This is a genomic window from Aestuariivivens sp. NBU2969 (assembly GCF_019931125.1).
Classification (GTDB): Bacteria; Bacteroidota; Bacteroidia; order Flavobacteriales; family Flavobacteriaceae; genus Aestuariivivens; species Aestuariivivens marinum.
The window spans coordinates 1-13887 of the sequence record NZ_JAIOUU010000021.1 but is presented as its reverse complement, the minus strand read 5'-3'; the positions used below and the strand labels follow the sequence as shown (position 1 = coordinate 13887).

Sequence of the window (13887 nt, the reverse complement as noted above, 5' to 3'; positions counted from 1 at the left end):
GTTACCACCACTTACCCTATAAGCTAATCATTTAGCACATTAAGTATTAAACAATTAAAACCAAACTAAGTATGAAAAAAAAGCAACACTTTTTTTCAGGGATCCCTATTTTTCGGATTATGAAAATTTATTTAGTCTTACTTTGCGTTGCGCTTACAAAGATCTTTGCAAGTGAAGTGTACTCACAGAGTATCACCTTAAATGCGGAAAATGTACCAATTAAAAAAATTCTTACTGAAATTGAACAAAAAAGCGACTTTAGCTTTTTTTACAACAGTAGTATTGTTAATGTTGGCTTAAAAAAGTCACTAGCTGTTGAGAATGTTGAAATTAATGATGTCTTAAGTCAACTGTTTGAAAACACTAACATAGACTTCAGTTTCCTTAGAAATCAAATTATATTATTTCCAAAGGATAGGCCAGAATTAAAATTAAAAATTGAAAATCTTTTTAGGGAAAAAGAAACCAATGTTACCTCTTCTTTATCTCCTACAAAGGTAAAGGAGTATCTTCAATCTGTCCTGCAAACCAGTGTTAATGGTAAAGTTGTAGATGCTAATGGTAACTCCTTACCAGGAGTAACTATTTTAGTAAAAGGTACTTCAAATGGAACCACTACTGATTTTGACGGCAATTACTCCATTAATGTAGAAAATCCAGACAGTGTTTTAGTGTTTTCTTATATAGGATATGCAACCCAAGAAATAGCGGTTAACGATCAGAACATAATAAATGTAACCTTACAGGAAAGTACATCTGAGTTGGATGAAGTTGTAATTATTGGTTACGGAGCACAAAAGAAAGTAAATCTAACGGGTTCTGTTGCTACGGTAAAGTCTGAAGATATTGTGAAAAATAGCACCTCAAGTGTTAGTAGTGCATTATCAGGAAGATTAGCTGGGGTTATAACCATACAAAGCTCTGGTGAGCCAGGTAGCAGTAGTTCGTCTGTAAATATTCGTGGATTGAGTACTTTGGGATCTAATGCGCCTCTAATACTTGTTGATGGTATTCCAAGAGCACTTAATAATATTAATGCTAATGATATTGAAAACATAAGTGTTTTAAAAGATGCCGCTGCATCAGCTATATATGGTATGCGAGCTGCAAATGGAGTAGTTTTAATAACAACCAAAAGAGGAAAGGGTAAAAATACATTTAGTGTTAATGCTTATACAGCTGTACAACAGCCTACAAGATTGCCTGATTTTTTAGATTCTTACGATTATGCAACTTTATTGAACGAAGCAAATGCTAATGATGGTGTAGCAGCTGCCTATACTGCTGAAGATTTACAAAAGTTTAGGGATGGTTCTAGTCCAGATACACATCCAGATACAGATTGGATAGACGAGGTGCTGGATTCTAGTGCACCAATGCATTATGTAGATATTTCATCTAGTGGTAGTAGCAAAACTAATAGCATCAATTATTTTACATCCTTGGGATACCTTTATGAAGATGCTATTTATGATAGAAACAACTTCGACCGTTTTAATTTCCGTTCTAACTTAGATATAAAAATAAACGACAACATTAATCTTTCTACAGATTTTAGTGGAAGTTTTGAAACTCGTAACCGACCAGGTATTGGTGCAGGAACCTTGTTCTCTAGAATTATGAGAACGCCTCCTACTGAAGTAAATCAATATTCAAACGGAGGTTATTCTATATTTGGATTACAGCCAGAGATAAATGTAGGGTATTCAGATACGCGTAATTTTGATTTTCAATCGAAAATTGCGTTGAAAATAGATTTTCCCTTTTTAGAAGGATTAAATTTAACGACCCAAGTTGCTTATGATAGGGCGACATTTAGAAATAAATCGTTCTCTGTGCCTCGAACATTTACTACCTTTAATGCAGCAGACGGAACGTTTGGCACGAGTACTCCTAACGATCGTGGTGAAAAAGCTAGTCTTTCTGAGTCGCAAAGCCAAGGTTTTAAGCTTGTTACAGAAGCTATTTTAGGTTATAACCAAACATTCGATAAACATGATGTTGGAGCCAAATTAATATATTCTAGAACTGTAACAGAAAACAATTTCCTATCTGCAGGTATAAGTAATGTTTTAGGTACTGCTGTTGATTTCTTTATTGCTGGTGATGCGGAAACCAGAAGCATTTCAAATAGTACTTCAGAAACAGGTATTTTAGGTTATGCGGGTCGATTTACCTATGCATACGATAATAAGTATTTGTTTGAATTTAATGGAAGGTATGATGGGTCGTATAAGTTTAGTAAAGATTCTCGATTCGGGTTTTTCCCTTCGGTTTCATTAGCTTGGAGAGCATCAGAGGAAAGTTTTTTAAATGACTCTAATGTTATAAGCAATTTAAAGTTTAGAGCGTCTTACGGTGAATTAGGAAACGACTCAGGTATTGGGGCATTCAGATATTTGGAGTTTTTTGGATTTGGCGGCGCTTTTATAGATAATTCCAGTGTAGCGCAGACTATAGTTAGTAGTGGTTTGCCAGATGATGCAACAACTTGGGAGAAGGCCAAAACCTATAACCTTGGTATTGATTTGGGCTTATGGCATAACGCATTAACTATTGAAACAGATGTGTTTTATAAAAGAACATCCGATATATTAACTACAAGAGAATTAGAAGTTCCGAGTACCTTTGGGGCCATACTTCCTGCCGAAAACATAGGGGTAATTGATAATAGAGGATTTGAAGTTGTAATAAATCACAAAGGAAATGTTAAAGACTTTAACTATTTTACTAACTTTAATTTTGGTTATGCCCAAAATGAGGTTGTCGATGTTGCCGAACCTGATGATGTAGATCCTTTAAGAAGACTTACAGGTAGACAAATTGGTGCTCAAGGCCGAATTGGATTTATTGCCGAAGGCTTGTTCTTAACCCAGCAGGAGATAGACGATTTGGATGCAGCAGCACCAGACGGTGTGTATCAAACCCAAAATCCGCAGCCTGGGGATATTAAGTATAAAGATCTAAACGGGGATGGCAAGGTAGATAATGACGATAGAACATTTATTGGGAAAATTAATGTTCCTGAGATTACTTTTGGGTTGAACCTTGGGTTTAATTACAAACAATTTGATTTTGCTGCATTGTTCCAAGGTGCTGCGAATTTTGATATGTATTTGTCTGAAGAAGCAGCTTGGGCATTTTTTAATGGCGGAAAAGTTTTTGGCAGGCATTTAGACCGCGCTCAAATTGGTGCCGATGGCAATGTAACTAATACGAATGCCAGTTACCCTAGGTTAACATTAATAAATAATGCTGTAAACCAACGTTTTTCATCATATTGGTTAGTACCTGGAGACTATATCCGCTTTAAGAATATAGAAATTGGCTATACTTTACCGCAAAACGTTTTAGATAAAATTGGCATAAACAAATTACGAGTTTACCTTAATGGAAGAAACTTAGTGACTTGGTCAAAAATTAAGCATCTAGATCCTGAGAACCCGCAAGCTAGGGGGTGGTTTTATCCGCAACAAAGAGTTTATAATTTAGGTGTTAATCTACAATTCTAAAAAAAAATATCATGAAAAATATAAAATTATTATTTTATATAGGATCATTTGTTATACTACAATTTTCATGTACTAGTGATTCTATTGATTTTGATCCACAAGGGGCTATTTCGTCCGATGTGGTGTTTACAGACCCTGCTTTTGCAGAAACGTTCTTAAATGCAGTTTATAATGGCGTGCCTCATGGTTGGTCAAGAGGGTGGTATATGCTCGATGCGGCATCAGATGATGCAGAAAATGCATATACTTGGCCTGCTTCTAATACCATTTTTAACCCAGCAAACATAACAACAGGTAACTCGCCTTTTAATGGTTTATGGAGTAATGCTTATTTTCAAATAAGACGATTGAACGGTTTCATTCAAAATTATGATCAGTTAGAAGGAACAGACGAAGTAAAGAATCGATTAAAAGGTGAAGCCCACTTTTTAAGAGGGTATTACTATACTTTGCTCTTAAGAACTTATGGAGGTGTTCCAATAATAACCGTTCCACAAGAATTGACAGATGATCTACTTGTTTCAAGAAACTCAGCAGAAGAGACTTTAGATTTTATAGTTTCTGAGTACGACACTTCAGCAGGTTTTTTTGAAAACGCTGAGACGGCGTCATCTACTAGGGGGTCTTGGGACGCAGCAATGGCCATGAAAGGGCGTGTGCTACTATATGAAGGCAGATATTCTGAGTCGGCAGTAGCATCGAAACAAGTATTGGATAATACGTCACGTGATTTGGATTCAGATTATCAAAGTGTTTTTGTAAACAATGGTGCCTCAGAAGTTATTTTTGATACTCAGTTCAGTGATCCTGATAAAGGGCATTGGGGAAATTTGTTTAACACACCTAAGTCCAACAGTTCAGTTAGTGGATGGGGTGGCACTTGCCCTACTCAAAATCTTGTAGATCAATATGAAATGAAAGATACGGGGTTATTACCTGCTGAAGCCGGTTCTGGTTACGATCCGAACAATCCATATGATGGTAGGGATCCTCGATTTGAAGCCTCAATTTTGTATGAAGGTTCAGTATGGAAAGGCGTTACTTGGGAGTTTAGACCTGGTGGACATGCGGGAATACAAACTAGTGGAGATTGGACCAGAACAGGTTACGCCATGAAGAAAATGATTCAAGAAGACCGAAATCATGGAGAACAAAGTACCCAACATTGGATTCATGTAAGATTAGCAGAAGTGTATCTTAACTATGCTGAGGCTTTAATTGAATCTGGAACCAGTTTAGATTTGGCCGTAGATGCTATAAATGCGGTAAGAGAAAGAGCTGATATGCCACCAATAGTTGTTGGAAGTCAATCTGAATTAAGAACTAGGGTAAGACGTGAACGTAGAGTTGAACTTGCCTTTGAAGAGCATCGTTTTTGGGATATTAGACGTTGGGGAATAGCTGGTGATTCGGAAGTTTTAACCATTTACAGAGTAGATATGGATGCCAACGGCGCCCTTATTGATGATGGCAAGGACGTATGGGAAACCCGAAATTGGGATAATGCAAACTTTAAGTTTCCAATACCACAAGGGGAAATTGATAAGAATCCTAATTTGACTCAAAATTCAGGTTATTAATGTAAACTTTATATATAGTTTAGTTTGAGTTAGTTTTTATAGTTTAAAGAACCCATTTTTATAGATGGGTTCTTTTTCAAAATTGAAAATCGACAAATGAAAAAAACAATTTGCGTTCTGGCTTTTTTATTAATGCTTAATGCCTGCAAAAAGGATAATGCAAAACAAAATTCGCATGACCAATTAGCTGAGGAAAACCAAAATGAATTGTTTACGGTTCTGCCTCCAGAAAGAACAGGGATTTCTTTTTTAAATGAGCTTAAGGAAAACCTAAGTAATAATGGATTGTATTACGAGTATTATTATAATGGTGGAGGTGTTGCTGTTGCCGATTTTAATAATGATGATTTAATAGATATTTATTTCGTAAACAGTACTAAATCAAATGCTTTGTATTTGAATTTAGGAGACATGAAATTTAAAAATGTTGCCAGAACAGCCAATGCAACAGGGAGTTACGGTTTTGGTACTGGAGTTACACTGGTCGATATTAATAATGATGGATTAATGGACATCTATTATTGTAAATCTGGAAAAATAGATGATAAAAACCATAGAAGAAATGAATTGCTGATCAATCTAGGGGCTAACCAAAGTGGGATACCACATTTTGAAAATAGAGCTAGCGATTATGGTTTGGATATACCAGATTTTACAACCCAAGCTACTTTTTTTGATTATGACAAAGATGGTGATTTAGATATGTTCTTATTAAATCACGGTATTGACACCTATGATGAAAACAACTTGAAAAACCTAATCAAACAAAAATCAGAATTTAGGGGAAATCGTCTTTATAAAAATAATAATGGAAAGTTTGTGGATGTCACAGAACAAGCCAAAATAATTAATAATATGATTGGTTATGGGCTGGGAGTAGCAATAGCAGATTTAAACAGCGATGGTTGGCCAGATGTTTATATTGGAAATGACTTTTCTGAAAAAGATTTTTTATACATTAATAATCATGATGGCACTTTTAGAGAAGCTTCGTTAGAAGCCTTTAAACACATTTCTAATTTTTCTATGGGCAATGATATTGCTGATATAAATAATGATGGACTATTGGATATTATGGCCGTTGATATGATGGCTGAAGACAATTTTTCTCAAAAAACGAGTATGAGTGGAATGGCTCCAGAACGATTTTACAGAAATGCCAATTTAGGTCTGCACCATCAATACATGTATAATACATTGCAGCTCAATAATGGAGTGAATAAGGAAACTGGAGTCCCAATGTTTTCTGACATAGCACAAATAGCAGGGGTTTCAAGTACCGATTGGAGCTGGGCACCCTTATTTTTCGATTTTAACAATGACGGTAACAAAGATTTATTTATTTCAAATGGAATTAAGGGAGATTTTAGAAATAACGATTTTGTTAATTACAGAAAAGAAAAACAAGCAGAGGTTATTAAGAACCAAAAGGTAGATACTGAGAGCTACATCACAGATATTCTATCTAGAATGCCAACTCGTAAAAAGGAAAATTACTTTTACGTTAATAATGGAGACCTTACCTTCAAAAAACTAGATATAGAACAGGAAGTTACAAACTCAAATGGTGCTGCATATGCTGACTTTAATAATGATGGTGCCATGGATATAGTAGTTAACAACTCATCTGGTATTTCGTTTATTTATCAAAACAATACGACTTCAAATAACTACTTAAAAGTAAAATTGAAAGGTTCTAAGCAAAACCTTAATGCCATAGGAACGCGTATTGAGTTGTATTCCAAATCTACACAACAAATAATAGAAAATCATTTCACTAGAGGATTTCAATCTGCAATGGCAGGCGATGTTCATTTTGGAGTAGGTCAAACACAAATAATAGACAGTTTAAAAGTAATTTGGAATGATAATACTAGCCATGTGGTTAAAAACATTAAGCCAAATCAAACTATTACAATGTCATTTAAAGATCAGGGTAGATTAAATAATAAAGCCGTTAGTAGCTCCAGAGGTTATTTTGAAGACATCACTAATGAATCGGGAATTGATTTCAAGCATGAAGAAAACAATTTTGATGACTTTGAAAAAGAAGTATTATTGCCACACAGAATGTCTCAATTGGGACCAGCTTTAGCTGTCGCAGATGTTAATAACGATGGGTTAGATGACTTTTATATTGGTGGAGCCAAAGACCAATCGAGTGCATTGTATATACAAAACCAATCGGGAAACTTTATCAAAACCATTTCGGCATTTACTTCAGATAGAAAACATGAAGATGTTGGAGCCATATTTCTTGATGCCGATAATGATGGCGACAGCGATCTTTATGTGATTAGCGGAGGTACAGAAAAAGAGGTTGGTAATAGCTACTATTTAGATCGTTTTTATGAGAATAAGGGTAATGGTAATTTTGTAAAAAACATTTCCGCATTACCTAATATAACGTCGAGCGGATTAAGAGTTTCCATTGGTGATTATGATAATGATGGTGATTTAGACTTGTTTGTTGGAGGCAGGGTTAAACCAGGTTTTTATGGTAGGCCAGTCAACAGTTATTTGTTGGAAAATATTTCTGATAAAGGCAAAATACAGTTTAAAGATGTTACAAAAGATGTAATGTCAGAGGTGTTGGAGCACACCATGGTAACATCTTCCACTTGGGCAGATATGGATAAAGATGGAGATCAAGACTTGCTTGTTGCTAATGAGTGGGGAACTATAGAACTGTTTATTAATGACTCAGGAACTTTTAGCAATAAAACTAAGGAATATGGCTTGGCAGAGCATATTGGTTGGTGGAGTGCTATTGAAGTAAATGATATTGATAATGATGGGGATTTAGATATTATTGCAGGCAATTTAGGCCAGAATTATAAGTATAAGGCGAGTTTTGAAAAACCTTTCTATTTGTATTTAAACGATTTTGATGGCAACAATACAGACGACATAGTTTTGGGGTACACTCAAGAGAATGAAATTTATCCTGTAAGGGGACGGCAGTGTTCTTCCCAACAAATGCCTTTTATTAAAAAGAAATTTAAAAACTACAATGAATTTGGATCGGCAAACATAAGGGATATTTATGGAGATGAACTTAGCAAAGGGATAACTTATGAGGCAAATGACTTTGCTTCTGCAATACTCGTGAACAATAATGGTAAGTTTACATTCCAACCCTTTGAAAATCGAGTGCAACTTTCTTCTGTAAATAAAATTTTGGTAGAAGATTATAACAACGACAATCAAAAAGATATTCTGTTGTTGGGCAATCTTTTTGGGTCGGAAGTGGAAACACCTAGAAACGATGCCAACTATGGGTTTTTATTGCTAGGAAATAATACTAGCGATAAGAAGTTTCAATTCGTATCAAATTCAACAGCTAACTTATGGGCGAACGGCGATGTTAAAGATGCAGCTTTTATAACCGTAAGAGGAAAGAAGGCGATCTTAATTGCTAAGAACAACGATGTTTTGTCACTGCTTCAAATAAACTAGTAATACAGTAAAAGAAGAAAGTCTGAACTTTGTTTTTTCTAACTATCGTTCAGACTTTTTATATGGTTTCAAATTATCCATAACCTTAATTGAATAAGATGTTTTGTGAAATTATATGAAGTTTTTTCTGTTTATAGTGTAAACCATGGTGTATTTTTTTAATGGCATCCACAATCATCCCCACCACACGATTTTTTGGATTTTGAAGCTTTTTTCCAAAAGAATTTTTTCACTAAAAACAGAAGAGCCAAAACCAATGCAGCAATTACTAATATGGTTTGGACAATATGGTTCATAATGCTTTATGACGTTAGAGGTCTATTATTATTTCAAAAATTGATATGCAATTAAAGCAACAATATAGGCAAAACTACTCATGATAGCCAGTTGTAAAACAGGCCATTTCCAGCTATTGGTTTCACGTTTTACAATGGCCAAGGTGCTCATGCACTGCATGGCGAAGGCATAAAAAAGTAAGAGTGAAATACCTGAAGCAAAATTAAACAACGGCCCCCCTAAAATAGGGTTTATTTCACCTGCCATCCTATTTTTTATGGTTTCTTCTTGATCGCTACCCACACTGTAAATGGTTGCCAATGTGCCAACAAATACTTCCCGTGCAGCGAAGCTACTTACTATGGCTATGCCTATTTTCCAATCGTAGCCTAAGGGGCGTATAAGTGGTTCAATGGTTCTTCCGGTAATACCTATAAAGGAGTGTTCCAATTTATGGGAAGCTATTTTTTGCTGTAGTTCGTCCTCAGTTATATTTTTATCGGCTAATTTGGTTTTAACTATGTTTTCTGCGTTATTAAAATTTTCATTAGGGCCGTATGATGCTAAAAACCATAAAATTATGGAAATAGCTAAAATAATTTTACCGGCACCAAACACAAAAGATTTTGTTTTTTCGACAACCGTGAATACCACATTTTTAAAAAGTGGTAATTTATAATTGGGCATTTCAACCACAAAAAAGGTACGACTTTTAATTTTTAATATCCTATTGAGGATATAAGCCGAAATGACAGCTGTTCCAAATCCTATTAAATAGAGAAGCATTAAGGTTAAGGCTTGATATCCTAAACCAAGAAAACGACCTTCGGGAATTACGAGGGCAATAATAATTAAGTATACGGGAAGCCTTGCCGAGCAGGTAGTGAAAGGGGTAATTAAAATAGTAATAAGCCTTTCTTTCCAACTTTCAATATTTCGGGTTGCCATAATGGCTGGAATGGCACAAGCTGTTCCCGAAATTAGAGGAACAACACTTTTTCCGCTTAAACCAAAACGACGCATAATGCGATCCATTAAAAATACAACACGGCTCATATATCCACTTTCTTCCAAAACTGAAATGAATAAGAAAAGGAATGCGATTTGGGGAATGAAAATAACAATGCCACCAAGCCCTGGGATTATGCCTTCTGCCAATAAATTGGTAAATGCGCCGGCAGGGAGTTGATTTTTGGTCCATTCACTGAGGGAAGCAAAAGTACTATCAATAAAATCCATTGGTACACTGGACCAATCGTAAATGGCTTGGAAAATGGTTAGCAGGATGACTCCAAAAATAAGATAACCCCATACTTTATGGGTAACAATTCTGTCTAATTTAATGCGTAAATCTTTAGCACTTTTTAAATCAATGGTTTGCCCTACTTTTAGAACATCATTAATAAACTGGTAACGTTTTATAGTTTCCTTTTGTTGAAGTCGTTTTAAATCTACTTTGCTTTTAGTCTTAAAAGAGGACACGTCTTCAATTTCCTTTCGCTCTGTTTTTCCAAAGTTCACGTCCTGAGTAATAACCAGCCAGAGTTTATAGAGTAATTGATTGGGGAAGGCCTTGCGCAGATTGTCAAAATAATCTTTGTCAATTTCTGAAGTGTCCAAACACGGTGTAACTGAAATTTCTTTGTAATTGGTAATTAGATCTTTAAGTAGATCGATGCCCTCCTTTTTTCGGGTGCTTACTAATGCTATTTTTGTATTGAGGCGTTCTTCTAAATAAGCAATGTCTAACGAAATACCTTTGTAGTCCATCCTGTCTGCCATGTTTATGACCAGAATAGTTGGAATTTCCAAATCCTTAATTTGGGTAAAAAGCAGCAGATTGCGTTTTAAATTTTCAACATCACTAACTACAACAGCAACATCTGGAAAATCTTTGTCTTTTTTATTAAGCAAAAGCTCTATAACCACATTTTCATCAAGCGATGAGGCATTTAAGCTATAAGTTCCAGGGAGGTCTATTATATGCGCTTTAACACCACGGGGTAATTTGCAGATGCCTTCTTTTTTTTCAACCGTTATTCCAGGGTAATTACCTACTTTCTGGTTTAAGCCAGTTAGAGCATTAAAGACAGAGGTTTTTCCCGTGTTTGGGTTTCCAATTAAAGCAACATTTATTTGTTTACCCATTTATTTTTTCAATTTGAATATGAATCGCAGTCTCTTTTCTAATCGCTAAATGTGATCCGTTAATATTTAGGTACATGGGGTCTTGAAAAGGTGCTACTTGAACAAGTTCGACTATATTGCCAGGTAAGCAGCCCATTTCCAATAACTTTAAGGGAATTGATTTAGAAGATACATTGGTAATAATACCGCGTTCGCCGCGCTTAAGATGTGCTATGGTATACTGCAAGGCTTATTTAGATTGATTTTAAAGAAGCAAAAGTAAGTCAATTAGTTTCAAGTTCAAAGTTTCAAGTTCAAAGTTTTTAAAAATTCCATGGCTATAAAGTATTCAGAACTTTAATTTGGGGGCCGAGGTTCTTGAAGCTTCTTTAGTAAATAAAGACTTAAACAACTTTGACAACTTTTCAATAGCACTTTATTTTTCTTTTTTTAAGTGTTTGATATCCTTAAGGAGTTTGTCGATGTCTTCGGGTTTTGTACCGTCGTAAAACCCACGTATTTGTCGCTTTTTATCAATGAGCATAAAGTTTTCGGTATGTATCATGTCATATTTTCCAGTATAGGGATTGTCTTTTACAGCCAAATAGCTTTTACGGGCCAAATTGTAAATCTGTTCTTTATTTCCGGTAACCAAGTTCCATTTTCTATCAATTACTCCTTTCTCAACGGCATAGCGTTTTAACTGTGCTACAGTATCAATTTCTGGAGTAACGGTATGTGATAATAATAGTACTTCATCATCATTTATAATTTCCTTTTGAATGCTTGCCATATGATCGGTCATAATGGGACAAATGGTCTGGCATGTAGTAAAAAAGAAATCGGCCACATAGATTTTGTCTTTGTAATTGGCTTCGGTAATGGTTTTTCCATTTTGGTTGGTCAATAAGAAGTCGGCTATTTTATGATATTTTTTTTGGTATTGAATGGTGCTATCTACTAATTCTGTGCTTACCATGGTAGGTTGATAAATAGGCAGTGGCTGGTAGATGTTTAAAGTATTGTAAATAATAACAATAATGATAATGGAAAGTATGGCAAAAACGATAGCAAACTTTTTATAGACCTTGAAAAACGACAGCATTTTATTGTTTTGAGACATTAAATTGTTGCAAAAGTACAATGAAAGAGCCATCAGGAAAAGAATTAATGACACTTAAATTCGTGTTAAAAGCGTCTGTGTCTTATAAATATCTTTTTTAAACTAGCTTTAAAAGCTTACTTTTGTGCGATTATAAAAAATTGACTGAAGATTTATGGAGTTTGTTATAAAAATATCCCAATTTCTATTGAGCCTTTCTCTGTTAATTGTTTTACATGAGTTAGGCCACTTTCTTCCTGCAAAGGCATTTAAAACACGTGTAGAAAAGTTCTACTTGTTTTTTGATGTGAAGTTCTCACTATTTAAAAAGAAAATAGGTGAAACTGTTTATGGTATTGGCTGGTTGCCTTTAGGGGGTTATGTTAAAATTTCTGGGATGATAGATGAAAGCATGGATACTGAACAAATGGCCCAACCACCACAGCCATGGGAATTTCGTTCAAAACCAGCATGGCAGCGTTTAATTATTATGTTGGGGGGTGTTACGGTTAATTTTATCTTAGCGTTAATTATATACATTTTTGTGTCGTTCACTTATGGCGATTCAGATATTTCATTGGATAGTCTTAAGGGAGGTTTTTCGATTGAAAATCCTTTGTTACTTGAGTTAGGTTTTAAAACGGGAGATAATGTTCTAGCGATCAATGGGGAACGGATTGAAAATGAGTCAGAAATCAGGTCTAATATAATTGCAGCAAAATCTATCACAGTAAATAGGCAAGGCGAAGATATTACTATCGACTTACCCGAGGATTTTTTGGGGCGGTTATCTACTTCTAAGAGAGAGTATGGCTTGTTTGAGTTAAGGGTGCCTTTTATGGTAGGCAAAGTTGATAAAGAATCTGTAAATAGAGATGCAGATTTAAAAAAGGGAGATCTGTTCCTTTCAATTAATAATGAACCGTTAACCTATTTTGATGAATTAAAGCCGAGGCTGAAAGGGCTTAAAGGACAAACGGTTCCAGTTGAAATATTAAGAGAGGACGAAAAAATTTCACTTAACTTAAGGGTTGACGATGAAGGTAAATTTGGAATTTTTCCAGGAATCAGTGAAAAACGTATGGCAGAATTAGGGTATTTTCAAATTGTTAGAAAGGAATACTCTTTTTCGGAAAGCATAGTGGTAGGAGCCGATAAATTTACAAAGATGATCTTTTCTTACTTCGACCAGTTAAAGGCCATTTTCAATCCTAAAACAGGAGCCTATAAAGGATTAGGTGGATTTAAGGCAATTTATGATATTTTCCCATCCTCATGGTCGTGGGTAGATTTTTGGATGTTAACAGCATTTTTGTCAATTATGTTAGGCGTTCTTAATTTATTGCCAATACCTGCTTTAGATGGGGGCCATGTTATGTTTTTACTTTATGAAATGGTATCTGGCAGAAAACCTGGAGATAAATTTATGGAGTATGCTCAAATGGTAGGATTTATTATTTTAATAGCTTTGGTTTTATTTGCCAATGGGAATGATATTTTTAAGGCTATTTTTAATTAATTTTTTAATTATTAAATTTGTAGTAATTAAAATTTAATATATATTTGCGCTCGCAAAAGCGAAAAACATTCCTCCTTAGCTCAGTTGGTTAGAGCATTTGACTGTTAATCAAAGGGTCCTTGGTTCGAGCCCAAGAGGGGGAGCTATATTGGACAAGCCATCATTATTGATGGCTTTTTTTTGTCTAATCCTTGGAAATCCGCATTTACTCTACAAAGAAGGGATCAAGTCCAAAATCTGGGTTTTTACCATTTTAAGAATATAATTTAATCAAGCGATATAAGAAGTATTCCGTATTCCTGACTCCCCTAA

The 13887-nt window shown here is 35.0% G+C and carries 8 protein-coding genes and 1 tRNA gene; 5 read left to right on the top strand and 4 right to left on the bottom strand.

The features are described 5' to 3' along the window. Positions 1-71: 71 nt before the first annotated feature. The 3 genes from K7G79_RS12475 (at position 72) to K7G79_RS12465 (ending at position 8551) form a co-directional block, all read left to right on the top strand. On the top strand, positions 72-3512 hold the full coding sequence (locus K7G79_RS12475) for a TonB-dependent receptor (RefSeq protein ID WP_223551924.1): 3441 nt from the start codon (positions 72-74) through the stop codon (positions 3510-3512). A gap of 11 nt (positions 3513-3523) precedes the next feature. Beyond that, complete coding sequence (locus K7G79_RS12470) at positions 3524-5092, top strand: RagB/SusD family nutrient uptake outer membrane protein (RefSeq protein WP_223551923.1); 1569 nt, start codon at positions 3524-3526, stop codon at positions 5090-5092. Positions 5093-5188: 96 nt separating this feature from the next. Further along, on the top strand, positions 5189-8551 hold the full coding sequence (locus K7G79_RS12465; protein WP_223551922.1) for a VCBS repeat-containing protein: 3363 nt from the start codon (positions 5189-5191) through the stop codon (positions 8549-8551). A gap of 158 nt (positions 8552-8709) precedes the next feature. Here the strand turns inward: K7G79_RS12465 and K7G79_RS12460 are convergent, their stop codons facing one another. The 4 genes from K7G79_RS12460 to K7G79_RS12445 all read right to left on the bottom strand — a co-directional run bounded on the left by K7G79_RS12460 (position 8710) and on the right by K7G79_RS12445 (position 12059). Further along, entirely contained in the window at positions 8710-8847 is a 138-nt protein-coding gene (locus K7G79_RS12460) for a FeoB-associated Cys-rich membrane protein (RefSeq protein WP_223551921.1), read from the bottom strand. Positions 8848-8875: 28 nt separating this feature from the next. Continuing rightward, positions 8876-10975 carry a ferrous iron transport protein B gene (gene feoB, locus K7G79_RS12455; protein WP_223551920.1) on the bottom strand — a complete coding sequence of 700 codons (2100 nt, stop codon included), beginning with the start codon at positions 10973-10975 and terminating at the stop codon, positions 8876-8878. Further along, a complete protein-coding gene (locus tag K7G79_RS12450; protein WP_223551919.1) occupies positions 10968-11201 on the bottom strand; it encodes a FeoA family protein in 234 nt (77 codons plus the stop codon). The genes feoB and K7G79_RS12450 overlap by 8 nt, the downstream gene beginning before the upstream one ends. Positions 11202-11390: 189 nt before the next feature. After that, entirely contained in the window at positions 11391-12059 is a 669-nt protein-coding gene (locus K7G79_RS12445; protein WP_223551953.1) for an SCO family protein, read from the bottom strand. A 172-nt stretch (positions 12060-12231) separates the two neighbouring features. Here K7G79_RS12445 and rseP point away from each other — a divergent pair, with 172 nt between their 5' ends. Beyond that, complete coding sequence (gene rseP, locus K7G79_RS12440; RefSeq protein ID WP_223551918.1) at positions 12232-13575, top strand: RIP metalloprotease RseP; 1344 nt, start codon at positions 12232-12234, stop codon at positions 13573-13575. A 69-nt stretch (positions 13576-13644) separates the two neighbouring features. Beyond that, positions 13645-13718 (top strand) — tRNA-Asn (locus K7G79_RS12435). Positions 13719-13887 lie beyond the last annotated feature (169 nt).